This is a genomic window from Halorubellus amylolyticus, assembly GCF_034808145.1.
Taxonomy (GTDB): domain Archaea; phylum Halobacteriota; class Halobacteria; order Halobacteriales; family Natrialbaceae; genus Halorubellus.
Map to the genome: position 1 here is coordinate 1,058,500 of NZ_JAXHGM010000001.1, position 23,290 is coordinate 1,081,789.

Annotated in this window: 26 protein-coding genes; 10 read left to right on the plus strand and 16 right to left on the minus strand. The window is 70.7% G+C overall.

Annotated elements, in window-relative coordinates; translation table 11 throughout:
- Positions 1–16: 16 nt before the first annotated feature.
- The 9 genes from SM754_RS05390 to dapA all read right to left on the minus strand — a co-directional run bounded on the left by SM754_RS05390 (position 17) and on the right by dapA (position 8,789).
- Complete coding sequence (locus SM754_RS05390) at positions 17–628, minus strand: TetR/AcrR family transcriptional regulator (protein WP_323675175.1); 612 nt, start codon at positions 626–628, stop codon at positions 17–19.
- Positions 625–1,413, minus strand: a complete 789-nt coding sequence (locus SM754_RS05395) for an ABC transporter permease (RefSeq protein ID WP_323675176.1) — start codon at positions 1,411–1,413, stop codon at positions 625–627. Before SM754_RS05395 ends, SM754_RS05390 begins: the two co-directional genes overlap by 4 nt.
- Positions 1,413–2,507 (minus strand): ABC transporter ATP-binding protein, encoded by a 1,095-nt coding sequence (locus SM754_RS05400; RefSeq protein WP_323675177.1) that lies wholly within the window; start codon positions 2,505–2,507, stop codon positions 1,413–1,415. Before SM754_RS05400 ends, SM754_RS05395 begins: the two co-directional genes overlap by 1 nt.
- Before the next feature lie 132 nt (positions 2,508–2,639).
- On the minus strand, positions 2,640–3,827 hold the full coding sequence (locus SM754_RS05405) for a M20/M25/M40 family metallo-hydrolase (RefSeq protein ID WP_323675178.1): 1,188 nt from the start codon (positions 3,825–3,827) through the stop codon (positions 2,640–2,642).
- Complete coding sequence (gene dapF / locus SM754_RS05410; protein ID WP_323675179.1) at positions 3,824–4,681, minus strand: diaminopimelate epimerase; 858 nt, start codon at positions 4,679–4,681, stop codon at positions 3,824–3,826. The genes SM754_RS05405 and dapF overlap by 4 nt, the downstream gene beginning before the upstream one ends.
- A 112-nt stretch (positions 4,682–4,793) precedes the next feature.
- On the minus strand, positions 4,794–6,146 hold the full coding sequence (lysA, locus tag SM754_RS05415) for a diaminopimelate decarboxylase (protein ID WP_323675180.1): 1,353 nt from the start codon (positions 6,144–6,146) through the stop codon (positions 4,794–4,796).
- Positions 6,143–6,985: a 2,3,4,5-tetrahydropyridine-2,6-dicarboxylate N-succinyltransferase gene (locus SM754_RS05420; protein ID WP_323675181.1), complete on the minus strand. Its 843-nt coding sequence runs from the start codon at positions 6,983–6,985 to the stop codon at positions 6,143–6,145. The genes lysA and SM754_RS05420 overlap by 4 nt, the downstream gene beginning before the upstream one ends.
- A complete protein-coding gene (dapB, locus tag SM754_RS05425; protein WP_323675182.1) occupies positions 6,982–7,839 on the minus strand; it encodes a 4-hydroxy-tetrahydrodipicolinate reductase in 858 nt (285 codons plus the stop codon). Before dapB ends, SM754_RS05420 begins: the two co-directional genes overlap by 4 nt.
- Complete coding sequence (gene dapA, locus SM754_RS05430; RefSeq protein ID WP_323675183.1) at positions 7,839–8,789, minus strand: 4-hydroxy-tetrahydrodipicolinate synthase; 951 nt, start codon at positions 8,787–8,789, stop codon at positions 7,839–7,841. Before dapA ends, dapB begins: the two co-directional genes overlap by 1 nt.
- A 377-nt stretch (positions 8,790–9,166) precedes the next feature.
- On the opposite strand from dapA, the gene SM754_RS05435 reads away from it, so the two are divergent.
- Entirely contained in the window at positions 9,167–9,664 is a 498-nt protein-coding gene (locus SM754_RS05435) for a LabA-like NYN domain-containing protein (protein WP_323675184.1), read from the plus strand.
- Between the two features lie 171 nt (positions 9,665–9,835).
- Here SM754_RS05435 and SM754_RS05440 read toward each other — a convergent pair whose 3' ends face one another.
- Positions 9,836–10,012, minus strand: a complete 177-nt coding sequence (locus tag SM754_RS05440) for a hypothetical protein (RefSeq protein ID WP_323675185.1) — start codon at positions 10,010–10,012, stop codon at positions 9,836–9,838.
- A 188-nt stretch (positions 10,013–10,200) separates the two neighbouring features.
- Here SM754_RS05440 and SM754_RS05445 point away from each other — a divergent pair, with 188 nt between their 5' ends.
- From SM754_RS05445 to SM754_RS05455, 3 genes are all read left to right on the plus strand, one after another.
- Positions 10,201–10,680 (plus strand): PUA domain-containing protein, encoded by a 480-nt coding sequence (locus tag SM754_RS05445; RefSeq protein ID WP_323675186.1) that lies wholly within the window; start codon positions 10,201–10,203, stop codon positions 10,678–10,680.
- A gap of 82 nt (positions 10,681–10,762) precedes the next feature.
- Positions 10,763–11,170, plus strand: a complete 408-nt coding sequence (locus tag SM754_RS05450) for a nascent polypeptide-associated complex protein (RefSeq protein ID WP_323675187.1) — start codon at positions 10,763–10,765, stop codon at positions 11,168–11,170.
- Complete coding sequence (locus tag SM754_RS05455) at positions 11,167–11,895, plus strand: methyltransferase domain-containing protein (protein WP_323675188.1); 729 nt, start codon at positions 11,167–11,169, stop codon at positions 11,893–11,895. Before SM754_RS05450 ends, SM754_RS05455 begins: the two co-directional genes overlap by 4 nt.
- 39 nt (positions 11,896–11,934) lie before the next feature.
- Here the strand turns inward: SM754_RS05455 and SM754_RS05460 are convergent, their stop codons facing one another.
- Positions 11,935–13,317, minus strand: coding sequence for a hypothetical protein (locus tag SM754_RS05460; RefSeq protein ID WP_323675189.1), 1,383 nt, complete (start codon positions 13,315–13,317; stop codon positions 11,935–11,937).
- A 60-nt stretch (positions 13,318–13,377) separates the two neighbouring features.
- Here SM754_RS05460 and SM754_RS05465 point away from each other — a divergent pair, with 60 nt between their 5' ends.
- The gene (locus SM754_RS05465; RefSeq protein WP_323675190.1) at positions 13,378–13,938 is read left to right on the plus strand and encodes an NUDIX hydrolase; all 561 of its coding nucleotides are present in this window, start codon (positions 13,378–13,380) and stop codon (positions 13,936–13,938) included.
- 32 nt (positions 13,939–13,970) lie between these two features.
- On the opposite strand, the gene SM754_RS05470 is transcribed toward SM754_RS05465, so the two are convergent.
- Together SM754_RS05470 and SM754_RS05475 are read right to left on the minus strand one after the other, a co-directional pair.
- The gene (locus tag SM754_RS05470) at positions 13,971–15,359 is read right to left on the minus strand and encodes a hypothetical protein (RefSeq protein ID WP_323675191.1); all 1,389 of its coding nucleotides are present in this window, start codon (positions 15,357–15,359) and stop codon (positions 13,971–13,973) included.
- A gap of 114 nt (positions 15,360–15,473) precedes the next feature.
- Positions 15,474–16,337: a 3-hydroxyacyl-CoA dehydrogenase family protein gene (locus SM754_RS05475; RefSeq protein WP_323675192.1), complete on the minus strand. Its 864-nt coding sequence runs from the start codon at positions 16,335–16,337 to the stop codon at positions 15,474–15,476.
- 194 nt (positions 16,338–16,531) lie between these two features.
- Here SM754_RS05475 and SM754_RS05480 point away from each other — a divergent pair, with 194 nt between their 5' ends.
- From SM754_RS05480 to SM754_RS05490, 3 genes are all read left to right on the plus strand, one after another.
- On the plus strand, positions 16,532–17,101 hold the full coding sequence (locus tag SM754_RS05480) for a DUF7409 domain-containing protein (RefSeq protein ID WP_323675193.1): 570 nt from the start codon (positions 16,532–16,534) through the stop codon (positions 17,099–17,101).
- Positions 17,102–17,272: 171 nt separating this feature from the next.
- Entirely contained in the window at positions 17,273–18,070 is a 798-nt protein-coding gene (locus SM754_RS05485) for a class I fructose-bisphosphate aldolase (protein ID WP_323675194.1), read from the plus strand.
- Positions 18,071–18,082: 12 nt separating this feature from the next.
- Positions 18,083–18,949, plus strand: a complete 867-nt coding sequence (locus tag SM754_RS05490; RefSeq protein ID WP_501993756.1) for a class 1 fructose-bisphosphatase — start codon at positions 18,083–18,085, stop codon at positions 18,947–18,949.
- A 28-nt stretch (positions 18,950–18,977) separates the two neighbouring features.
- Here SM754_RS05490 and SM754_RS05495 read toward each other — a convergent pair whose 3' ends face one another.
- A complete protein-coding gene (locus tag SM754_RS05495; RefSeq protein WP_323675196.1) occupies positions 18,978–19,292 on the minus strand; it encodes an ArsR/SmtB family transcription factor in 315 nt (104 codons plus the stop codon).
- Positions 19,293–19,528: 236 nt separating this feature from the next.
- Between SM754_RS05495 and SM754_RS05500 the strand changes: the two genes are divergently transcribed.
- Both SM754_RS05500 and SM754_RS05505 read left to right on the plus strand, forming a co-directional pair.
- Positions 19,529–19,825, plus strand: coding sequence for a hypothetical protein (locus tag SM754_RS05500; RefSeq protein ID WP_323675197.1), 297 nt, complete (start codon positions 19,529–19,531; stop codon positions 19,823–19,825).
- A gap of 105 nt (positions 19,826–19,930) precedes the next feature.
- Positions 19,931–21,676, plus strand: a complete 1,746-nt coding sequence (locus tag SM754_RS05505) for an acyl-CoA carboxylase subunit beta (RefSeq protein WP_323675198.1) — start codon at positions 19,931–19,933, stop codon at positions 21,674–21,676.
- 63 nt (positions 21,677–21,739) lie between these two features.
- Here the strand turns inward: SM754_RS05505 and SM754_RS05510 are convergent, their stop codons facing one another.
- Together SM754_RS05510 and SM754_RS05515 are read right to left on the minus strand one after the other, a co-directional pair.
- Entirely contained in the window at positions 21,740–22,183 is a 444-nt protein-coding gene (locus SM754_RS05510) for a DoxX family membrane protein (protein WP_323675199.1), read from the minus strand.
- Positions 22,180–23,253, minus strand: coding sequence for an ATP-binding protein (locus tag SM754_RS05515; protein WP_323675200.1), 1,074 nt, complete (start codon positions 23,251–23,253; stop codon positions 22,180–22,182). The genes SM754_RS05510 and SM754_RS05515 overlap by 4 nt, the downstream gene beginning before the upstream one ends.
- Between the last annotated feature and the right edge of the window lie 37 nt (positions 23,254–23,290).

Here is a 23,290-nt window from a genome sequence, read left to right on the forward strand (position 1 = left end):
GCGGCAGGCCGGCGGTTCAGTCGGTCGTCAATCCCTTCGCGACCGCCTCGACGACGAGGTCGCGCGTCTCCCGGTACGTCTCGCCACCGCCGAGGTCCTCGATGTGAAGCGTCAGGAGCGAGACCGCGCGGATGGCGTTCGCGACCGTCTCCGCGTCCGGGCCGTCGACGTCGCCGGTCTCGTACCACGCCTCGACGTAGGGGAGGAAGTACGCGAGCGATTCCTGCCGTTCAGCCTCCAGTTCCGTGTCCGTGTGGACGTCCCGGAGTCGCTGGAGGTCGTCGACGTCGACGAGCAACTGCCTGACGAGGGGGTTCGTCTCGATCTCGTCCATCAGTCGCGTGAGGAACGCGACGATGACCGCCTCGGGGTCGTCGTGCGCGCCGTCCTCGAACGGCGCGAGGAGTTCCGGGAGGAGGCGTTCGCCCTCGCGGTCGAGCACCTCCAGGAACAGCGTCTCCTTCGAGTCGAAGAACTGGTAGAACGTCCCGTTCGCGATGCCGACGGGGGCGGTGAGGTCCGCGATGGTCGTCTTCGAGAGTCCGTACCGCTCGAAGAGCTCGCGTCCCGTGGCGACGAGGTCCTCGCGGATGCGTTTTCGGTCCGCGTCGCTGAACCCGCCGCTCATGCGATGTCCTTCCGCTGCCAGTACGCGCGGCTGGCGAGCAGGAGGACGACGGTCGCGGCGAGCAGGACGCCGGCGCCCTGGAGGTCCCACTCGCTCGAGACGAGTATCGCGGTCGGGTCGTAGTACCGCGACGGGGAGAGCGACCCGAGCCACGCGAGGTCCGTCTCGGCCGTGACGGAATCCAGCAGGAACAACCCGAAGAACCCGCCTGCGGCGACGCGCTGCGCGACGCTCGCGCGGTCGAACACCACGGATGCGAGGAGCCCGACGGCCGCCGCAACGAGGAGGTACGGGACCGAGAGCGCGTGCACGGCCACGAGGTCCGCGACCGAGATCGACTCGTCGATTCCCAGTAATGCGAGGGAGACGACGACCGGCGTGACGACGTTCACGAGGGCGAGCGGGACGAGGACGCTCGCGAACTTCTCGAGGAGGACTTTCGAGCGCGACACCGGCAGGGACAGGAGCATGTCCATGCGGCCGCGGTCGACGTCGTCGGCGACGAGGCTCGCGGCGGCGTACGCGAAGTAGATACCGAGCAGGAGCACCCATCCGAACGCGTACAGCTCGGCGGCGAGGAACCCCTCGATGGTGCCGAGCGCTTCGATGCCGAACGCTTGCCGAAGCGCGGGCGGGAACGACTGCACGTACTCGTCGAGGTCGACGCCCTCGCTCACGGTCGGGTACATCCACACGTAGAGCCCGACGAGCACGGTGAAACCGGCCGTCATCGCGACCGACCCCTTCACGCGGCGTCGCCCGTAGTATCGCGCGAACTCCAGCATCAGTCCTCACCCCCTCGTCCGGGGTCCGTTCCCGCTGGCATCGCGTCCTCGTCGTTCGCCGTCCCGGCTGACGACGGCGCGGTCGACTCGGGGTCGTCGCCCGGCGTCTCGACGACGTCGGGCGTCTCGCCGTCGTAGAACCGCATGAAGACCTGTTCGAGCGGCGCCTCCTCGACGTCGAGTTCGAGCACGTGGAAGCAAGCGAGGTAGTCGACGAGCGCGTCGAACGACCCGGTGTACGTGAACGTCAACCCGGTGAGGGCGTTGTCGTCCGCAACTCGACGGCGACCGCCGCCACTCTCGGTCTCGCCGGCGGTCGCCATCGGGAGGTCGGCGTAGCCGCCGTCCACCGACTCGACGGTGAGTTCGTGGACGCCGTCGAGCGCGACGTCCTCCCGGGAGACGTCGGCGGCGACGCGAGCGCGCACGAACTTCCCGGCACGCTGGAGGACGTCGGCGACGGACGCGACCTCGACGATCTCGCCCTCGCGGATGATTCCGATGCGGTCGCAGACCCGACGGACCTCGCTCAGGACGTGCGAGGACAGGAATATCGTCTTCCCGGCGGCCTTCTCCGAGCGCACGAAGTCGTTGAACGTCCGCTGGACGAGCGGGTCCAGGCCGCCCGTCGGTTCGTCCATCACGAGGAGCTCGGGGTCGTGCATGAACGCCTGTACGAGCCCGAGCTTCTGGCGTTGCCCGGTCGAGTACCCGCGTACCTCGCGGTCGACGGGGACGTCGAACAGGTCGAGGAGTTCCGCCCGTCGCGAGTCGCCCTTGAGGCTCGCGTGGAGGTCGAGGACCTCGCGACCGGTCGCCTCCTCGTCGAACGCCGGGTTCGAGGGGAGGTACCCGATTCGCTCGCGGGCGTCGGCGAGCGCCGCCTCGTCGGCGATGTCCGCGCCGAGGACGGTCGCGGTGCCGCTGGTCGGCGACTGGAACCCCATGAGGGTGCGGATGGTCGTGGTCTTCCCCGCGCCGTTCGGCCCGAGGTACCCGAATATCTCGCCATCGCGGATGTCGAGGGTGACGTCGTCGTTCGCGCGGACGTCCCCGTAGTCCTTGGTCAGCCCCGCTATGGATATCGCACTCATACGACACCTACGACGCAAGAACCCATGAACGTACCGTTCAGCTGTTCTTGAGCCGCCGGAGCGGGCGTATTCTCGCGTCTCGGGCCTGCTTTCGGTGGTACCAGTTCGGCGAAGAGGTGTCCGTGATTCCGGTCAGTCGAGGAGCGAATGGAGCGCGTCCGCGACGACGGTGGCGCCGCGTTCGACGTCGGTCGCTCGGACGTACTCGCGCGGGGAGTGCGCGACCGCGCCGTCGTCGTCCGCGAGGACGCCGGGCCCGAAGACGACCGTCGGCGCGAGCGCGGCGAAGTACGACGCCTCGGTGGCGGCACCGAACGGCCGCGGCGGCGCCGCACCGGCGTCGACGAGCGCGTCGACGACGGGCGCCGTCTCGTCGGTCGCCCACGCCTCCAGGAACGGCGTCTCGCGCTCGGTGAACGCGAACTCGACGCCGACGTCGCCCGGGACGGCCTCGCGGACCTGCGCGAGGAGTGCGTCCCGGAACCCGTCGGCGGTCTCCGGCGGAACCGACCGTCGGTCGAGCACGACGCTCGCGCTCGCAGGCACCTGGTTCGTCGCCGTGCCGCCGTCGACGACCGTCGGCGTGAGCGTCGCCGCGCCGAGCCGGTCGTGGACGGGCGGGGCGTCCGCGCGGTCGTCGAACGCCCTGACTCCCCCCAGAGCGTCCTCGAGCGCCGCCACGGCGTTCGTCCCCGACGCCGGTTCGGCCGCGTGCGCGTTCTCGCCGGCGAGCGTCAGCGTCCCCTGGAATCGGCCTTTCGCGGCCGTGCACGCTGCGAGCCCGGTCGGTTCGCCGACGACGAACGCGTCCGCGTCCTCGATGGCCGCCACCGGTGCGGGCGCCGCGTCGGTCCCGCCGGCGGTGACGAGGTGGTGTGCGCCCTCGCTCAGCGTCTCCTCGTCGGGCGTCACCGCGAGCGTCACCGCACCCGAGACCGCGTCGTCGTCCCGGGACGCGACCGTGCGGTCGACCGCGAGGAACCCCGCCAGGAGCGCGGCGAGCGGCCCACCGGCGTCGCAGGTCCCGCGACCGCGGAGGACGTCGCCGTCGCGCTCGAATGGGACGTCCGGCGGGACCGTGTCGACGTGCGTGTTCAGGACGACGTGCGCGCCAGCGGACGGGTCGCCGGTCGTCGCGAGCACGTTCCCGGCGTCGTCGACCGACGCCGCCACGCCCGACGCCGCGTGCTCGTCAACCGTCTCGACGAGGTACTCGCGGGCGTCGTCGACGCGCTCGTGGGTCTCGAACGCCGCGAGCGACTCCAGGAAGGAGACCGGGTCGAACGCCGCCGGACCGGACGTGCCGTCGTGCTCGGTCACGGCTGCGAGGGCACGCGCTCGACGGTCGCCGCGGCCTCACCGTCGAACTCGTGGACGACCGGCCCCGTCAGCGTCGCCGCGCCGTCCTCGGGGAACGACACGACGAGGTCCCCGCCCGGCGGCGAGACGTGAACGACGTCCACCGCGACGCGGTCGCGGACGCGCGCCGCCGCGGCGATGGCGACAGCGCCCGTCCCGCAGGACGCGGTCTCGCCCTCGACGCCGCGCTCGTACGTCCGCTGGTCGAACCCGCCGTCGTCGCGCCGCGAGGCGAACGTCACGTTCGCGCCCTCTGGAAACGCGTCGTGACTCCTGATCGGCGGGGCGACCGCGTCGACGTCCACCGCGTCGACGTCGTCGACGAACACGACCGCGTGCGGGACGCCCGTGTTCAACGCGGTCACCGCGTACCCTTCGAGCTCCGCGCCGAGCATCGGCTCGTCGTACTCGTCCGCGAGCGGGACCACCTCGGGCTCGAACCGCGGTTCCCCCATCTCGATGGCGACGTCCCCGCCTTCGCGACACGCGTGCCGCGTCCCGGCCTGCGTGTCGATCATGACCTCGGACGCGCCCGTGCGCTCCATCGCCCACTCGGCGGCGACGCGCGCCCCGTTCCCGCACATCGCCGCGGTCGACCCGTCGGGCTGGACGAGCGTCATGACGACCCGCGGCGGGTCGAAGCGGTCCTCGAGCGCGAGGAAGAGCACGCCGTCGGCGCCGACGCCGTCGCTCCGGTCGCAGTGCCTGGTCGCGAACGCCGCACGGTCCGGGACGTACTCGTCGGCGTCGACGACCAGGAAGTCGTTCCCGGTGCCGTGGTACTTCTCGAACCCGACCTCGTCGTGGACGCTCATCGGCCACCTCCACGTTCGCCGGCGGTGGTTCCGGTCCCGGAGCGTCCGGCTGCTGGCTGTTCGGCTCGAAGCGGCGCGTGACTGCGTCGATGGTGGATGTGTCGCTGTACGTTCATAGTTCCAGAGTCGTGATGTCGCTGAGGGTCTCGCGGCGACGTGCGAGCGTCGCCGCGCCGTCCTCGAGGACGGCGGTCGCGGGTCGCGGCCGGGAGTTGTACGTGCTCGCCATCTCGTACCCGTACGCGCCGGCGTTCCCGACCGCGAGGACGTCGCCGCGGACGGGTTCGGCGAGCGGGCGGTCCTCGGCGAACACGTCGCTGCTCTCGCAGATGGGGCCGGTGACGGTCGCACGCACCTCGCCGCGACCGTCACCCCCTCGCGTCGCGTCGGCCTCGCGGGCCGCGTCGTCGACCGCGTCCGCGGAGACGTTGCGGAGGGCGTGAGAGGAGCCGTAGATGGCGGGGCGGGCGAGCGTCGTCATGCCGGCGTCGACGCCGACGACGAGGGTCTCGGGCGTGTCCTTGACGGTGTTGACGTCGGTGAGGAGGACGCCGGCGTCGGCGACGAGGTACCGCCCGGGTTCGAGGACGAGGGTGGCGTCGACGTCGCCGAGTGCGTCGCGGGTCGCGTCCGCGACGGCGTCGAGGTCCAGTGGGTCGTCGGCCTCGCGGTAGGGCACGCCGAGGCCGCCGCCGACGTCGACGAACTCGACGTCGTGCGCGGCGTCGAGGTCGCGAGCGACGTCGCCGACGCGCGCGACCATCTCGCGGTGAGCGTCCAGGTCGTCGGCGTCGTGGATGCCCGAGCCGGCGTGGGCGTGCACGCCGACGACGTCCATGCCCGCCTGGGCGGCGGTTCGAGCCACCGCGCCCGCGCGGTCGAGCGGGACGCCGAACTTCGCGTTCGCGCCCGTCCGGACCTTCTCGTGGTGGCCGGCACCGACGCCCGGGTTGACGCGAACGCAGCACCGGCCGTCGTAGCCCCGGGTCGCGAGGCGCGCGACGGTGTCCTCGGCGCCGACGGTGACGGTGACGTCGGCGGCGACGCCGTCGTTCCAGAGCTCGACGACCGTGTCCAGGTCGACCGCGGGCGGGTTCACCGCGGTGTAGTGCACGCGAGCGCTGTCGACGCCGGCGTCGAGCGCACGCACGACCTCGCCGGCGCTCGCGCACTCCACGCCGGCGCCCTCGTCGTGCAGCGCGTCGAGCACGCGGCCGAGCGCGTTCGCCTTCGCGGCGTAGTGGACGTCCGCGTCCGCGAACGCCGCGTCGAGCCGCCGGTAGTTCTCGCGGACGCGGTCGAGGTCGAGGACGTAGCACGGACTGCCGTACCGGCGGCGCACGTCGAGGAGGGCCTCGGCGTCCCAGTCCGCGAGCCGTCGGACGTCCGGGCCGCCGTCGCTGGCGGCACCGCCGCCCCGGTCGTCGGTCGCGCCGTCGGTGTGGCTCGCGGACTCCTCGGTCATTCCCGGAGCACCTCCTCGCGCTCGGTCGCCTCCAGGGTGTCCTCGCTCAGGTCCGTGGCGACGACCGCGGGCTTGTACGCGCTGCCGGGTATCAGGTCCTCGTCGCTCACGCTCGACTCGACGTACCGCTGGAACGCCCGTCGCTCCGGCGGGAGCTCGCCGTAGTGCACCTCGTCGTCGACGAGGTCGTACACGGGGATGCGCGGCGTCAGGAGCGTGTTCTCGCCGACCACCGAGTTCTCGCCGACGACGAACCCGGAGGTGACGCGACAGCCCGCGCCCAGGCTCACGCCGTCCTCGACCACGACCGGCGTCCCCTCGACGGGTTCGAGGACGCCACCGACGAGGGTGTTCGCGCCGAGCTTCACGTCCGCACCGATCTGCGCGCACGAACCGACGGTGTCGCAGGAGTCGACGAGCGTCCCGTCGTCGACGTACGCGCCGACGTTCACGAAGCTCGGGCTCATCAGGATGCAATCGCTCCCGACGTGCGCGCCCGTCCGGACGACCGTGCCGTCCGGGGTGTTCCGCGAGCCGCGCGCGCCGTACTCGCTCGTGTCCTGCAGGGGGAGGACGTCGTTGTACGTCACGCCGCCGTACTCGTACCCCTCGATGTCGTGCGTCGCGAAGGTGAGGAGGATGCCTCGCTTCACCCACTCGTTGGCCTCCCAGCGGTCCGCGCCCGCGTCGTCTCCGGTCGGTTCCGCGGCACGCACGTCCCCGACTTCGAGCGCGTCGAGGAACGCGTGCAGGACGTCGTGGACGTGCTGGGCGTCCGCGTCGAGGTCACCGGCCTCGTGTCGCGCCCAGAGGTCGGCGACGTCCGCTTCCAGACTCATTGCTCGCCTCCAGCGTCCGCGGCTACTTGACCGTCGCCGGTACCGCCCAATGCTGCCGCTCCCGCGCCGTCGGCACCGACGACGTCCGCGAAGTCGTACCAGCCCGGCGCTCGCCCCGAGAGCCACTCGGCGGCGTCGAGCGCGCCGGCGGCGAACACGCCGCGGTCGGTCGCGCGATGCTGGAGCCGAAGCTCCTCGTGGTTGTCCGCGACGACGAGCTCGTGCTCCCCCGGGACGTCGCCGGCGCGCAGCGAGTGCACGCCGACCTCGCCGGGCGCGCGGGTCGCCTCGCCCTCGCGACCGTGGACGCGCTCGCCCGCAGCCTCGCCCGCGTCGACCCCGTGAGTCTCGCGGGCGTCGTCGACCGCGTCGAGCATCGCCTCCGCGGTCCCGCTGGGCGCGTCGCGCTTCCCGTCGTGGTGGGCTTCGACGAGCTCGACGTCGTACCCGGGGAGTGCGGCGACCGCGTCGCCGACGAGACCGAGCAACGCCTGGACGCCGCGCGCGAAGTTCGCGGCCTGCAGGACCGGAACCTCCTCGCTCGCCGCCTCGACCGCGGCCTGCTGGTCGTCGGTCAGTCCCGTCGTTCCGGTGACGAACGCCACGCCCGCGTCGGCGCACGCGTCGACGTACTCGACGCAGGACTCCGGGCCCGTGAAGTCCACGACGACGGTCGGCTCGTGCGCGTCGAGGAGCGCCGCGAACTCCTCGCTCGCGTCGACGTCGACGCCCGCGACCGGCGACGCCGGCGGGTCGCGCGCCGTCGCGAACGCCACGTCGCACCCGCGGTCGACCGCCGCCGCGAGGGTCTCGCCACCCGTCCGGCCGGTCGCGCCCGTGACGGCCACGCGCATCAGGGGTCCACCTCCGGTACTCGGCCCGCGTCGTCGCCTGGGTCGTCGTATCGTTCGCGCTCGAAGTCGTCGAGGTCGTCGAGCACCGCCGCGAGGTCGTCGCGGTACTCCGGCGCGAGTCGGCCGAGCGGCGACCGCAACGTGGGGGCGTGGTGGCCGCGGACGTGCATCGCCTCCTTCACCGGAATCGGGTTCGTCTCCCAGAACAGCGCGCGATTCAGCTCGCCGAGTTCGTGATGGATGGCGCGCGCGGTCTCGTAGTCGCCCGCGAGCGCCGCACCGACCATCGCGGTCGTTCGCTCGGGCTCGACGTTCGCAACCACCGAGATGGTGCCCCGGCCGCCCATCGAGCAGATGGGGAGCGTGAGCGCGTCGTCGCCCGAGAGCACCGCGAACGCCTCGTCTCGCGTCCGCTCGATTATCTCCGCGATCTGCGCGAGGTCGCCCGACGCGGCCTTGAACCCGACGACGTTCTCGCGCTCGGCGAGCGCGACCGCGGTGTCGGGGTCGATGTTCCGCCCCGTCCGCGAGGGGACGTTGTACACGATCTGTGGCGCGTCGATCTCGGCGGCGAGCGTCTCGTAGTGCGAGACGAGCCCGCGCTGCTCGGGCTTGTTGTAGTACGGCGAGATGAGGAGGAGTGCGTCGGCGCCCGCCTCGATGGAGCGTTCGCCGAGGGCGAGCGCCTCGCGGGTGTTGTTCGAGCCGGCGCCGGCGATGACGGGGACGTCGTCGACGGCGTCAACGACGGCCTCGACGACCGCGACGTGCTCGTCGTGCGTGAGCGTCGCGGACTCGCCCGTCGAACCGACGGGGACGACGCCGTCGACGCCCGCGGCTTCGACGCGTCGGGCGTTCGCGCGGAGTGTCTCGAAGTCGATACTGCCGTCCGTGGCGAACGGCGTGGTGAGCGCGGGATAGACGCCGCGCAGGTCGATGTGAGCTGTCATTACGTTGATGTCGGCTGTCGGGTCGGGAACGTCGGCTGTCGGATGGTGGAACGCGAGTCGAACAATCAGAATCGCCCGGAACGGGGGTGCTACGCCCGCTGCGAGCGGCTATCGCGTCCGTTTGCCGAATGTAAAACGAGCTGTGGCACTCTCGGGCCGGGAGCGAACCGGTCGCGAGGTGTCACGCCGCATCATCAGGTCGAGGGGGGCCGAACGGCATAATGTTTGTGCCGACCGCAGAACCTGCCCGCGTCCGCCGCCGATACCGTGGTTCGTGCTCACATGGGGCGCTGTACGGGGCGGGTCGAGGGCCCAGGTCGACCGCTGGTACCGGGTCGGTAGCAAGACCCTTCAGGGAGACGGCCGCAGTTCGAGGTATGACCGACATCCATCCGGGTCAGCGCGTCGCGGTGCTCGCCGACTCGCAGAACCTCTACCATACGGCGCAGTCGAAGTACACGCGGAACATCGACTACTCGTCGCTCCTCGAGAAGGCAGTGCAGGACCGGACGCTGACGCGCGCCATCGCGTACGTCATCCGCGCGGACCACGAGGAGGAGGAGTCGTTCTTCGACGCGCTCGTCGACATCGGGTTCGAGACGAAAATCAAGGACATCAAGACGTTCGCGGACGGCTCGAAGAAGGCCGACTGGGACGTCGGGATGAGTCTCGACGCCGTCACGCTCGCGGACCACGTCGACACGGTCGTCCTCTGCACGGGCGACGGCGACTTCTCGCGGCTCTGCAGTCACCTCCGTCACGAGGGCGTGCGCGTCGAGGCGATGGGGTTCCAGACGTCGACGAGCGAGGACCTCGTCGACGCCGTCGACGAGTTCATCGACCTCGAGGAGCGTCACGAGACGTTCCTGCTCTGACCGCGAAGCGGTCGACGTCGTCCGGGTAGCCGGGGCCGCGAGTCGTCGATACCGCGGTCGACACCCGCGACCGGAGCGGACGTGAGACTACCACGGGAGCGGAGGCGGTACCGTCGAGGAACCGGACGCGAAGCTATCGAGCGTGCCGCGTGCGGCGAGAAGGAAGAGCGCTCAGACCGGACGGCCTTCGCCGGACGTTCCGACGAGGAGTGCGCCAGCTGCCATGGTCAGTGAGGCGACGCCGCCGACGACCATCGGGAGGGCGCTGTCCGTCGGGCTGAGTGCGAAGAGCGCTGCCGTGCTCGCGACGAGCAGGAGCGCACCGAGTGCGACTTTCGTTGTGTCCATGCGTACAGTTCTAGCGCGGTTCTCCAAGGTTATATCTTTCTCTCTCGAGACACCTGAGAAATATGGTAACGTGTGTCATGCAAGACCGTGGTTGATTCTCGGGCGCGCTCCCCCGGTGCACTCCAGCACGGTCGACGCGACGGCCGGGGTTCGACACGCTTTCACCACCGCGTCCCGAACCCGGGGTCATGACCACGGACGCCTTCGCGGACGCCGTCCGCGCCCGAACCGTCGCCACGTACCAGTTCGGTGCCGGCGCCGGCGACGCACTGTTCCCCGGCGACGAACGATACGACGTCAAACGAACGTCCAGCGGCCGCATCGAGCAGGTCGCCGTCGACGACGGCCGCCTCGTCACGCTCGGGACCGACGGCCGGTACACGCTCGGCATCGAAGCCGGCCGCCGCCTCGTCGCCGGCCTCGACGACGACGCCTACCAGGTCGTCGTCGGCGACGAGAGCGAGCCGTTCGTCCGCGACGGCGAGAACGTCTTCGCGAAGTTCGTCGCCGACGCCGACCCCCAGATCCGCCCCTACGACGAGGTCACCGTCGTCCACGAGGACAGCGGCGACGTCCTCGCCGTCGGCCGCGCCGAACTCCCCGCCGACGCAATGCTCGACTTCGACGCCGGGATGGCCGTCCAGGTCCGCGAAGGCGCCGACGAGTAGCGGGTCCGCCCGGCGCGCGTCCGCTTCGGGCGTCACGCGAGCGTTCGTCACCCTTTTGCTCGTCGACGCAGGATTCAGAGGTATGTTTGGAGGAGGCGGCGGCGGGATGAACCCGCGCAAGATGCAGCAGATGATGAAGCAGATGGGTATCGACGTCGACGAACTCGACGTCGAGGAGGTCATCATCCGGACCGCGGACGAGGAGATGTACTTCTCGGACGCGCAGGTGACGAAGATGGACGCCCGCGGCCAGGAGACCTACCAGGTCGTCGGGTCGCCCGACACGCGCGAGAAAGGCAGCGGCGACGCGCCTGCGGTCGAGTCCGGCGACGGCGATGCAGGAGCTAGCGGTTCCGACGACGCGGGCATCCCGGACGACGACGTCGAACTCGTCGCGATGCGCGCCGGCGTCCCCGAGGACCAGGCCCGCGAGGCTCTGGAGGCGAACGACGGCGACCTCGCCGCCGCCGTCTCCGAGCTCGAAGAGTGAGCGTCCTCCTCGTCCACGAGGACCGCGAGTACCTCCGCGCTCCCGGGGACGAACTCCACACGGACCTCGGCGTCCTCGACGTCCCCGAGGACGTCGAACACGGCGACGTCCTCGAGACGCATCTCGGCGAGGCGTTCACGGTTCGGCCGCTCCGCGGCCCGGACCTCTTCGAGCACTTCGAGCGCACCGGCGCGCCGATGATGCCGCGAGACGTCGGCCTCGTCGTCGGCCGGACGGGTATCGCCGAGGGCGACCGCGTGCTCGACGCCGGCACCGGGACGGGCGTGCTGTCGGCGTACCTCGGCCGGATGGGGGCCGAGGTGACGACGTACGAGCGCGACCCCGAGTTCGCGGACGTCGCCAGGGAGAACATGCGACTGGCGGGCGTCGACGACACCGTCGACGTCCGCACTGGCGACCTCACCGCGGAACTGGACGCGCACGCCGACGAGTCCTACGACGTGCTCACGCTCGACACGGGCGACGCCGCCGACGTCGTCGCGCGAGCCCCCGAGGTCCTTCGGTACGGCGGGTTCGTCGCGGTGTACTCGCCGTTCGTCGAACAGACTCGCGAGGCGGTCGAGGCGGCGCGCGACGCCGGCCTCCAGGACGTTCGAACGCAGGAGACCATCCAGCGGCCGATGGACTTCGACGACCGCGGGAGCCGCCCGGCCACGGGCGGCGTCGGCCACACCGGCTACCTGATGTTCGCACGGAAGTACTGATTCTCCCCGGAGCGGCGGGCGTGGCGCCCGACGGCGTCGTCACGCCGTCTGTGCGCGTTCGACGACGCGTTCACCAGTGACTGGTTTCCCGGCGCCGATGCGGTAGGCGGCGACGCCGACGACCGCGGCGACGAGCGCGACCGGCGTCACGATGAACGCGACGAATCTGGGACCGAATCCGCCGACGGGCGTCGTGGGGAGGACGCCGAGGACGGGGGTCGCGAGCACGACGGCGGTGACGAGTGCGACCGGCCAGCCGACGCGCTGGTCGTAGACCCCGACGAGGTAGAACCCGCCGACGGTGACCGTGAACGTCGCGACGACGACGGTCAGGAACGCGGGCGAGAGCGCGACGGCGACGGCGCCGCCGACGCCGACCGTCCCGGCGACGCGGAGCGCGGCCTCGCGGAGGTTCGCGACCGCTGGCGCGCGAGCCGTGAGGACGCCGAACGCGGCGATGCCGGCGGGAAGCGCGAGCAGTTCGAGGTTCCTGTCGGCGAGCGGCCCGTACCCGGCGAGGAGCGCGTACGCGAGGCCGCCGACGGTGACGACGCCGCCGACGGCGGCGAGCCAGCGCGCGGCCCGTCCCGGGTTCGGGCTGCCGCCGAGCGCGAACAGGCAGCCGGCCAGCGTCACCGCGAGCACGAGCGCGCTCGGACCGCCAGCGACGACCGCGTCCGACACCATCGACGGGCCGACCGCGAGCGCCACCCCGAGCTCGCCGGCGGCGCTCGCGACGACGCCCTCGCGGGGTGCGAACGCGACGTACGTCCCGGTCTGGAGATGGCTCGCTGCGTCGTAGTCCGCGCTCCCGTTCCAGACGACGCGCTCGCCGTCGAGCGACCCGTTCCCGGTCGCCGCGAGGTCCTCGACGACGCCACTACGCGGTGCGTTCACCACGCGCCCGTCGTCGTCGCCGTACAGGACGAGTCGGTCCGCGTCGAGGCGGACGCCGTACCTGGACTCGCCGAACAGCGTGACGATAGTCGTCCCACCGGGGCCGTCGCGTGCGGCGTCCGGGATGGTCCACTCGACGACGAGTCGGTCGTCCGCGAACGACGCCGTGACCTCGCGCGCGCCGCGGTCGTCGCCGACGTACCCGTACTCGAAGGACTGCGCGACGACCGCGTCGACCGCGCTCTCGTTTCCGCGGAGCGCCGCGGCGGTGTCGTTCGTGACGCGGACGCGAGCGCTGAACCGCGCGCTCTCGTCGTCCCGGACCCGCATCGTGACGGTGCTCTCGACGACGTCCAGTTCCACGCCCGCGTCCTCGCTCGCGTACTCGACGTGCCGAGCACAAACCGGACAGACCGGGTCCGGGGGCGTGCTCGCCGCGACGGAGACAACCCCGAGGGGCGCGAGCACGGCCGCGACCGCGAGGACCGCGAACGCGACGGCTGCAGCGCGATGGAGGGCGCTCATGGGTCGTCGATGCGTCCGCGGACGGTAAGTGTCTTGTCCGGGCACCACCAGCGCTCGACCATGGTCGACGAGTGGGTCCACGACGACGACCGCGAGCGCGTCGCGACGGCGGGGTCGCTCGCGCTCGTCCGCGAGGGCGTGCGGCGACCGGACGGCGTCCGGGACGAGCACGCGTACGTCGACGCGGGCGACGAGGACACCCCGGAAGCGGTCGCGGTGGTCGCGCTCACGCCGGCGGGCGACGTGGTGGTCGTCGAGCAGTACCGGCCGACGTTCGGCGAGGCGTGCGTCGAGTGCCCCGCCGGCGGCGTCCGCGAGAACGAGTCGTTCGAGTCCGCGGCGCGCCGGGAACTCCGCGAGGAGACCGGGTACGACGCCCCCGTTGACGGCGTCGAGGTACTTCAGACGTACCGGCCGATGGGCGTCGCGAGGGTCAGGCGGGCCATCGTAGTTGCGACGGACGTCGAACCCAGCGCCGCGGGCGCGGACCCGGACGCCGACGAGTTCCTCGACGTGCACGTCGTCGACCCCGCAGAGGCGATGCGGGTCGCGACCACCGGGGACGCGACCGGGTGGACGCTCACACCGCTCCTGCTCGCCGAACGCGCCGGCTACCTCTAGCCATCTCTCGCCGTCCAGTCCTCGCTCGCCGTCTAGTCCTCGCCCGCTGCGCCAGCCGACGCCGGGGCGTCCGCTGTCGGCCGCCGGCCGCCGGGTCTGCCCGTGCGTCGACCGAGGGCGAACAGGGGGACGCCGAGGACGGTCACGAGGACGACCCACCCCATCCCGAACGGTGGCGCGAAGTTGGCCGGAGATAACGACGGGAACGCCAGACACACCGGGGCGAGCGCGAGCGCGAGTGCGACCGCTATCGTCGGGAGCGTCCCGCGGGTCGTCGCCACGCCGAGCGTGCCGACGAGGACGACGCCCGCCGCCGTCGCCCAGAGCACGCCCGTCCCCGGCGCGGCAACCGCCGTCGCGAACGACCCGACCGCGAGGACGGGTAGCGCGTACAACGCGGCGGTCGGGAGGCGCGCGAGCGGCGATCCGGAATTACTGTCGACGACCGCGAGCGCCGCCGCCGCGACGGCGGCCACCACCACGCCGGGAACCGCGGCGAGCAGCGTCATCCCGAGCCCGCCCAGGCCCGCCCACGCCAGCGCCGCGTACGTTCCGCCCAGCAGCGCCACCGCGGTCGCGGCGTACCCGACCGCGAGCCGTCCCGGTGACGCCCAGTCGGCGTCGTCGAACCGCCAGGACAGGAGGGAGAGCACCCCCGCGAGTGCGCCCGCGAGCACCGCCGCGAGCCACGACGTGGACAGGACGTTCGGGACCTCCGTGGTCGCCTCCGCCGTCCAGATGCTCGCCGCCGCGCTCACGTAGCTCGCCGCGCCGGCGTCGGGCGCCCACGCGACGTACCCGCCGTATCCGAGGAACCACGACTCGTCGGTCGCCTCGAAGTTGATCGCGTCGCCACCCCAGCCGTCGGGGGCACGCACGATCCGATAGCCGTCCGGTCCGCGGACCGTCGCCCGGTCGACCTGGAGCTCGATACCGCCGACGGTGCCGTTCCGCAGGAACATGTCGGTGTACACGACGTCACCGTACCCGCCGCGAGCGGCGTCGGGATGGACGAACCGGACCGTCACCGTCCGAGCGTAGACGCTGGCACGGACGCGCTCGACGTCGCGGACGACGGCGTCACTCGCCCAGTGCGAGCCCTCGCTCCGCTCGGGCGTGACGAACGCATCGTGCGCGATAGCGTCGAGCAGCGACGCGTTCTCGCGGAAGCGGTCCGCGGCGCGCTCGTCGACGCGGAGCCGTGCTTCGCCGGTCGCCGTCCCGTTCTCGTGGAACCGGAGGTCGAGTTCGCTATGCTGGACGGTCGCGTTCGCGTCGTGGGCCGCGGCCGCGTCCTCGAACCCGCCCGTGCATCCGCCACAGAGCGGGACCGGCGGATGCGCGCCGACCGCGAGAGTCGGCGCGACGACGAGCGCGAGGACCGCGAGCGCTGCGACCACGGGGACCAACCTGCGAGTCACGACTCCATCGTCTCACCGCACGGACAAGAAACCATCCGAGAGTGAAACGCCGACTTCACCGACTGCCACTTCACCGACTGCCGTTCCACCGACCACCGCTTCACCGGCGGCGACTCACTCGTACTCGTAGAACCCTTCGCCGGTCTTCTTCCCGAGGTCGCCGGCGTCGACCTTCCGCTTCAGGAGGTACGCGGGCTTGTACCGGTCGCCGAGCTCCTCGTGGAGCGTCTCGCTCGCGTGTAGGCAGATGTCGAGGCCGATGTGGTCCGCGAGCGTCAGCGGCCCCATCGGGACGTTCGTCCCGAGCTCCATCCCCGTGTCGATGTCCTCCTTCGTCGCGACGCCCTCGTCGAACGCGCGGATGCCCTCGTTGATCCACGGCATCAGGATGCGGTTCGCGACGAACCCCGGCTTGTCGTCTGACTCCCACGTCGTCTTCCCGAGGTCCTCGGCGAACTCGTGTGCGACGTCGAGCACCGACTGCCCCGTCTTCTCGCCCTCGACGATCTCGACGCCCTCCATGACGGGAACGGGGTTCATGAAGTGGAGGCCGACGACGCGCTCCTCGCTGTCGATGGCGCTCGCGATGGTCGTGATCGAGAGCGTGCTCGTGTTCGTCGCGAGCAGGCACTCGTCGTCCACGACGTTCTCGAGGTCGGCGAAGATATCCTGTTTGACGTCCATGTCCTCGAGTGCCGCCTCGACGACGACGTCGCAGTCCGCGAGGTCGTCGAGCGCGGTGGTGCCCGAGACGCGGTCGAGTATCGCCGTCTTCTCGTCGGCGTCGATGCTGTCCCGGGCGACGAACCGGTCGAGGCTGTCCTCGATGGTCCCGAATCCGGAGTCGACGAACTCCTGCTCGATGTCCCGCATCGTCACGTCGTACCCCGCCTGCGCCGCGACCTGCGCGATGCCACTACCCATCGTGCCCGCGCCGACGACGCCGACGCGCTCTATCTCGTCGAGTGCGTGAACCATGTTCGGCGCGTCTCGCGGATTCGGCGTAAGCCTGCCGGTCCCCGTGCACTGGCGACCGCGCGCCCACCGACGCGACCGTGCAGTCGGCGAATCCGCACCCGATGTCGCGGGCTGGTTCTCGATATCATACGCGAGGAGACCAGTTGGTTGCGCTGAACAAGATTCAAGCCACGTGCGGTCTTGGGTAGGGCAACGTGGCAAGCGAGGAGACAGAGCGCGGGGTGGGTGAGGCCGTGGTGGACCGGACCGCGCTCCCCGGGGTGGAGGAGTCGAACGCGAGCGCGATGGCCGAGGCCGACATCGCGACCGTCGACGTCCGCGAACGCGCGGTGAGCTACAGGGACCTCCTGTCGGCGGGCGTCGACGCGGAGACGGCGACCGCGCTCCGTCGCGAGTTCTCGCTCCCGTACTCGGCGACGTTCGGCGAGGGTATCGAGGACCGCTCGGCGGAGGTCTCCGGGCTGCAGGACGGCGAGCGCGAGTGGGTGGCGGCGAGCGCGAGCGACTGGGAGGCGATGGGCGTCCCCGAGTACGACCCCGTCGAGCGCGAGGCCGCGGACGTCTGGGCCGACCGCGACCGACCGACGCCCGTCACCGCCGTCCCCGGCGTCGGGCCCGACGACGCCGACCGCCTCGCCGCCGTCGGCATCACCTCGGTCCGGCAGCTCGGGTTCGCGTCCGCGAGCACCGTCGCCGACCTCCTCGGCATGAACGTGATGGCGGTGCGGACGTGGCGGTTCCAGGCGCGCGAACTCGCCGACTGACCACACCCACCCACGTTTAAGTACGATTAACTACACTCGTAGTCAGTTTCTCGGAAGCGGATTCCAGTGATTCCCGCCCGAAGAAGCCGGCTCCTACCGGTCTGGGAACCATCGACGCGGTCCGGAACGACCGTCAAACCTTAGTAGTCAGTTTGCGGATTCTCGGGTAGAATGCGACCCATCGACGACACCCCGCTCGTGCGCGACGGCAAGATACTCATCCTCGCGATGGACCACGGCCTCGAACACGGCCCCGTCGACTTCGAGCCCGTTCCGGAGACCATCGACCCCGAGACCGTCTTCGAGGTCGGCACCCACGACGCCGTCACCGCGATGGCCGTCCAGAAGGGCGTCGCCGAGGCGTACTACCCGAGCTACGCGGACGACGTCAACCTGCTCGCGAAGCTCAACGGCACCTCGAACCTCTGGCGCGGCGAACCCGACAGCGCGGTGAACTGCTCGGTCGACTACGCCGCCGAGGAGCTCGACGCGGACGCCGTCGGATTCACGCTCTACGGTGGCTCGAACAACGAGATAGAGATGGCCGAGGAGTTCCGGCGAGCCCAGGAGAAGGCGCGCGAGCACGACCTCCCGACGGTGATGTGGTCGTACCCGCGCGGTCAGGGCCTCCGCAGCGACCGGGACCCCGAGACCATCGCGTACGCCGCGCGTCTCGCGCTCGAACTCGGCGCTGACGTCGCGAAGGTCAAGTACCCCGGCTCGGTCGAGGCGATGGAGTGGGCGGTCGACGCCGCCGGGAAGACGAAGGTCGTGATGAGCGGCGGCTCGAAGAGCGACGACTACGCGTTCCTCAAGCAGGTCGAGGAGTGCATCGCCGCCGGCGGGAAGGGCCTCGCTGTCGGCCGGAACGTCTTCCAGCGCGACAACCCCGTCCAGATCCTCGACGCGCTCGAGAAGGTCATCTTCGAGGAAGAGTCCGCGGAGCACGCACTCGACGCCGTCCAGTAGATGTCCGTGCAGATGGAGGACACCGTCGACGCCGTGCTCGACGCCGTCGCCAGCGCCACGCCCGACATCCGCGGTGGGCTCGTCGGCCGACGCAGCTACCAGGACACCGAGAACGAGAGCGGCGAGCGCCAGCTCGCCGCCGACGTCTACGCCGACCGGCTCCTCGAGGAGCGCCTCGGCGCCATCGACGGCGTCGCCGAGTACGCGAGCGAGGAGCGCGAGGGCGTCGTCGACGTCGGCGAAGGTGACGCGGACGTCGACGGTGCGCTCGCGGTCGCGGTCGACCCGCTCGACGGGTCGTCGAACCTGAAGTCGAACAACGCGATGGGGACCATCCTCGCGGTGTACGACGCCTCGATTCCGGCGCGCGGCCGCGACCTCGTCGCGAGCGCGTTCGTCCTCTACGGCCCCATCACGACGATGACGGTCGCGCGGGACGGCGAGGTCGTCGAGTACGAGGTCGTCGACGGCGACCGTCGCGTCCGGGACGCCGACGTCACGATTCCCGACGACCCCGTCGTCTACGGGTTCGGTGGACGCGTGCCGGACTGGCACGACGACTTCGAGGCGTACGTCCGCGAGATCGAACAGGAGCTGAAGCTCCGGTACGGCGGCGCGATGATCGCCGACGTCAACCAGGTCGTCGAGTACGGTGGCGTGTTCGCGTACCCGAGCCTCGAATCGGCGCCCGACGGGAAGCTCCGTCTACAGTTCGAGGGCAACCCCATCGGGCACATCGTCGAGACCGCCGGTGGCGCGTCCAGCGACGGTACGCGGTCGCTCCTCGACGTCGAACCCGACGGCGACGTCCACCAGCGCGTCCCGCTGCACGTCGGGAACGAAGCGCTCATCGACCGGCTCGAAGCCGCGCTGGACTGACCGCCGGCCGGAAGCCGCGTCGCGCCGGTCAGTCGACGAGTTCCTTCCGGTAGGTCACGTCGATGGTGAAGCCGCCGTCCTCGAGCTGGAAGCAGACCGCCTCGAGGTTCGTCTCGTACTCGCTGTAGTGGTTGCCGTCGGCGTCGATGTGCGTGCGTTCCTCGACGAGGTCGTACTCCTCGAGCGCGTCCAGTCGACGGTAGACCGTCGGTTCGGACTCGTCGGTGCGTTCGGCGAGCTCCTGGGCTGCCATCGGCTCGACGGACGTCAACGCCAGTATCTCGCGGGCGGTCTCGCGTTCGAACACGTCGAACAGCGTGTCTGCGTCCCAGTCACCGGGCACGTCGGGAGCCATCGCCTCCGGCGGTAAAAACCCTGGGCCAAGAGACGTGGGCGCTGTCCGTCGATTCGCGGCAGTTTCACGGAGCGAGAACGCGGTCGAGCGTCGAACCGGCCCGTTCGCCGGGGTGAACGTCCGCGACGGCCACGAGCCTCCCCGAGAGGGCCGGGAGGGAGCTTCACGGAGCATAGTCTTGGCCGGATTCATACCCGGTTGGCGTCGGGACGTCGTCGTACACGATGGCTCAGATACACGAGCATCAGGACTCAACGGATTCCCTCGACCTGTCCCTCGACCGGGAGACCCTCGGGACGCTGCTCGTCCGGCACCCGTGGGCGGCCCGATTCCTCGCGTTCGAGGCGATACTGCTCTCGCTCGCGGGCGTCATCCCCTTCCTCGGCGAATCGGCGTTCCACTACGTCGCGTTCGGGATGCTGCTCTCGCTCGCGGCCGTCGCGGCCGTCGGCACCGCCGCCATCTGTCTCCGGATGGGCGTCCGGCGAGCGCGACGAACGCTCCGAGAAAGCACTCGCTGAGCGCTCTACGACCGATAGCCGAGACGGCTCCCTCGCGGCTGCGCGGCGAGAGTCGCCGCGACCGAAAGGGAAACCTTTCTCTCGCCGCCGCGAGCATCCCCGTGCATGAAGGTCCGAATCAGCGACGGGGCGACCGAGGCGGAGGCGTCGGCGATCGCTGGCGCGCTCGCCGAACGCTTCGGCGACGACGTCGAGGTGTTCGTCGGGAACGCCGACGAGCCCGCCGCAGTCGAGGAGGCACCCGAGGACGCCACCGCGGAGACGCCCGAGGACGTCGGCGAGGTCGCCGCCGCCGTCGAGGACGAACTCGGCCCGACCGAGCGCGAGGACGCTCTATGGACGGAGATCGAGGAGATACTCGAGGGCGGCCCCGAGAAGTACAAGGACCGACTCTCCGAGCAGGGGAAGCTGTTCGTCCGGGACCGCATCGACCTCTGGTTCGGCGAGGACGGGATGCTGTTCGAGGACGGGAAGTTCGCGGAGTTCGACAACGAGGACCAGATTCCCGCGGACGGCCTCATCACGGGCGCCGCGGACTTCGACGGACGGGACGTCCACTTCATGGCGAACGACTTCACCGTGAAGGCGGGGTCGATGGCGGGGAAGGGCGTCGAGAAGTTCCTGCGCATGCAACAGCGCGCGCTCAAGACCGCCAAACCCGTCCTGTACCTGATGGACTCCTCGGGCGGCCGCATCGACCAGCAGACGGGGTTCTTCGCGAACCGCGAGGGCATCGGGAAGTACTACTACAACCACTCGATGCTCTCCGGGCGCGTCCCGCAGGTCTGCGTGCTGTACGGCCCGTGTATCGCCGGTGCGGCGTACACGCCGGTGTTCGCGGACTTCACCGTGATGGTCGAGGAGATGAGCGCGATGGCGATCGCGAGCCCGCGGATGGTGCAGATGGTGACCGGCGAGGACATCAGCATGCAGGACCTCGGCGGGCCCGCGATGCACGCGGAGGAGTCCGGGAGCGCGGACCTCGTCGCCGAGGACGAGGAGCACGCGCGCGAACTCGTCGCAGACCTCGTCAGCTACCTCCCGAACAACAGCGACGAGGACCCGCCGAAGACGGAGGGCAAGCCGCCCAAGCGGTCCCCCGAGGGCATCGACTCCGTCATCCCGCAGGAACCGAATCGCGGGTACGACATCCGCGACCTCATCGACCGCGTCGTCGACGCGGAGTCGTTCTTCGAACTCCAGCCGGACTACGGGAAGGAGATCGTCACGGGGTACGCGCGCATCGACGGCCGTCCGGTGGGTATCGTCGCGAACAACCCCGCGCAGCGAGCGGGCGCCATCTTCCCGGACGCCGCGGAGAAGGCGGCGGAGTTCATCTGGAAGAGCGACGCGTTCAACGTCCCGCTGTTGTACCTCGCGGACACGCCCGGGTTCATGGCGGGGAGTGGCGTGGAGAAGGACGCCATCCTGGAGAAGGGCAAGAAGATGATCTACGCGACGAGTAGCGCGACGGTCCCCAAGCAGTGCGTGGTCGTCCGGAAGGCGTACGGTGCGGGCATCTACGCGATGTCGGGGCCGGCGTACGACCCCGATAGCACCATCGCGCTGCCGTCGGGCGAGATCGCGATCATGGGGCCGGAGGCCGCCATCAACGCGGTGTACGCGAACAAGCTCAACGACATCGAGGACCCGGAGGAGCGCGCCGAGCGCGAGGCCGAGCTCCGCGAGGAGTACCGCGAGGACATCGACGTGCATCGGATGGCGAGCGAGGTCGTCATCGACGAGATCGTGCCGCCGAGCACGCTCCGCGAGGAGCTCGAGAACCGGTTCGCGTTCTACGAGACCGTCGAGAAGGACCTCCCGGACAAGAAGCACGGCACCGTCATCTGACCTCGACCGCCGGCGTCCCCGGAGCGCGTTCGCGTGCGACATCTCGAACCCGACGAGCGGGTGCTACTCCGCGGGCGGACGGAGTTCGTCGACGAGCACCGCAGCGGCGAGCGCGGTGAGACCGACGTCGCGCGCGACGACGTCCCCGAACGCGCCCGTCGTCGCCCAGACGACCGCGAGGTAGAGCGTCGTCGCGGCGAGCGAGGCGGTCGCGACGAACGACGCGAACGCGACGTAGCGGTCCGCGAGGAGCGCGCCCGCGAACGCCAGTTCGAGGTAGCCGTTCGCGAGCATGAACGCGGTCGGGGAGACGACGAGCCACGGCGCGAGCCAGTCGGTGACGTACACCGTCCAGCCCGCGGGGTCGACGAGCTTGTGTGCGCCCGCGGCGACGAGCATCGCGCCCAGTCCCCAGCGGGCGAAGGTCTCGCTCGCGGGCGCACGAGCCGCGATACCGCGGACGCCGAGGCGGCCGTCGCCGTCGTTCCCGTCGGTCCGTCCAGTCACGACGGCCCCCGCGTCGCTCGTGGGAGGGTCACCACGAACGTCGTTCCCTGCGGGTCGTTGTCCGAGACCCGAACGTCGCCTCCGTACTGCCCGAGCAACCGGTTCACGAGCGACAGCCCGCTACCGGGCTCGCCGTCGTCCCGCTCGAAGAGCGTCCGCTTCCGTTCGTCCGGGATTCCCGGTCCGTTGTCCGAGACCAGCAGTCGGACGGTGTCCCCGTCGGACTCCACGCGGACGCGAACGACGGGTTCCGCAGCGTCGTTGTGCTCGGCGGCGTTCTCCAGGAGGTTGTCGACCACGGACTGTAAGCCGGCGTTCGCGCGCACCAGCCCGCTCCCGGCGAACTCGGTCTCTACGGACACGCCGAAGGAGTCCTCGACGCGAGCAGCGAGCGCTTCGACCATCGGTACGAGGTCCACGGCGTCGAACTCCGGGTCGCCGACGAACGTCTCCGTTATCGAGCGACTCGTCTCGATGCGGTCGAGGGCCTCCTCGGCCTTCTCTCCAACGACGGCCGCGCGTCCGTGCCCCGCTGGAGCCTCCGCGTCGTCGCCGTCTTCCAGGTTCGCGTACATCTGGATCGTGGCCAGGTCGTTGCGGAGGTCGTGGCGCATGAGCCTGTTGACGAACGTCAGAGCGTCGCTGACCGTCCTCGCGCGCTGGGCTTCCGCCCGTGCACTCGCCCTGCTGTACCCCGCTATCAGCCCCGCGGTGGCGCCGGCCTCGAACGCGATGAGGAGCGGAAACACCGGTTCGATGAGGGGTCTTCCCTCCAGCGACCGGACGACGAACGTCGCGATCATGACGCTGCCGAACAGGGCCCCGCCGAGGGCGCACCAGGTGGCCGCCAGCCGTCGTTGTCGCGCTGAGAGGCCGCTGCCAGCGAGCCGGTATCCGCCGTACGCGAGGGCGAGTGCGGGAAGGCCGTCTAGCAGTAGCGCGACGACCGGGCCGACGCCGCCGCCCAGAGCGACGTACTCGCGAGCGTGGTGGGCGACCGCGATCAGGAACAGCGTCGCTCCGAGGACGAGGACGAAGCCCGTCGACCGGTGCCACGTCGTTTCTCGCACCTGACGTTGGCGTTCAGATGGATTCGACATAACCGTT

What these genes read in the sequence shown, in the direction of transcription:
- SM754_RS05500 (WP_323675197.1), top strand. Translation starts at nt 19,529, where the DNA reads ATGGCTCAGATACACGAGCATCAGGACTCAACGGATTCCCTCGACCTG.
- SM754_RS05400 (WP_323675177.1), bottom strand. Translation starts at nt 2,507, where the DNA reads ATGAGTGCGATATCCATAGCGGGGCTGACCAAGGACTACGGGGACGTC.
- SM754_RS05420 (WP_323675181.1), bottom strand. Translation starts at nt 6,985, where the DNA reads ATGAGTCTGGAAGCGGACGTCGCCGACCTCTGGGCGCGACACGAGGCC.
- SM754_RS05465 (WP_323675190.1), top strand. Translation starts at nt 13,378, where the DNA reads ATGGTCGACGAGTGGGTCCACGACGACGACCGCGAGCGCGTCGCGACG.
- lysA (WP_323675180.1), bottom strand. Translation starts at nt 6,146, where the DNA reads ATGACCGAGGAGTCCGCGAGCCACACCGACGGCGCGACCGACGACCGG.
- SM754_RS05460 (WP_323675189.1), bottom strand. Translation starts at nt 13,317, where the DNA reads ATGAGCGCCCTCCATCGCGCTGCAGCCGTCGCGTTCGCGGTCCTCGCG.
- SM754_RS05395 (WP_323675176.1), bottom strand. Translation starts at nt 1,413, where the DNA reads ATGCTGGAGTTCGCGCGATACTACGGGCGACGCCGCGTGAAGGGGTCG.
- dapF (WP_323675179.1), bottom strand. Translation starts at nt 4,681, where the DNA reads ATGAGCGTCCACGACGAGGTCGGGTTCGAGAAGTACCACGGCACCGGG.
- dapA (WP_323675183.1), bottom strand. Translation starts at nt 8,789, where the DNA reads ATGACAGCTCACATCGACCTGCGCGGCGTCTATCCCGCGCTCACCACG.
- SM754_RS05435 (WP_323675184.1), top strand. Translation starts at nt 9,167, where the DNA reads ATGACCGACATCCATCCGGGTCAGCGCGTCGCGGTGCTCGCCGACTCG.
- SM754_RS05485 (WP_323675194.1), top strand. Translation starts at nt 17,273, where the DNA reads ATGCGACCCATCGACGACACCCCGCTCGTGCGCGACGGCAAGATACTC.
- SM754_RS05390 (WP_323675175.1), bottom strand. Translation starts at nt 628, where the DNA reads ATGAGCGGCGGGTTCAGCGACGCGGACCGAAAACGCATCCGCGAGGAC.
- SM754_RS05490 (WP_501993756.1), top strand. Translation starts at nt 18,083, where the DNA reads ATGGAGGACACCGTCGACGCCGTGCTCGACGCCGTCGCCAGCGCCACG.
- SM754_RS05445 (WP_323675186.1), top strand. Translation starts at nt 10,201, where the DNA reads ATGACCACGGACGCCTTCGCGGACGCCGTCCGCGCCCGAACCGTCGCC.
- dapB (WP_323675182.1), bottom strand. Translation starts at nt 7,839, where the DNA reads ATGCGCGTGGCCGTCACGGGCGCGACCGGCCGGACGGGTGGCGAGACC.
- SM754_RS05440 (WP_323675185.1), bottom strand. Translation starts at nt 10,012, where the DNA reads ATGGACACAACGAAAGTCGCACTCGGTGCGCTCCTGCTCGTCGCGAGC.
- SM754_RS05450 (WP_323675187.1), top strand. Translation starts at nt 10,763, where the DNA reads ATGTTTGGAGGAGGCGGCGGCGGGATGAACCCGCGCAAGATGCAGCAG.
- SM754_RS05475 (WP_323675192.1), bottom strand. Translation starts at nt 16,337, where the DNA reads ATGGTTCACGCACTCGACGAGATAGAGCGCGTCGGCGTCGTCGGCGCG.
- SM754_RS05505 (WP_323675198.1), top strand. Translation starts at nt 19,931, where the DNA reads ATGAAGGTCCGAATCAGCGACGGGGCGACCGAGGCGGAGGCGTCGGCG.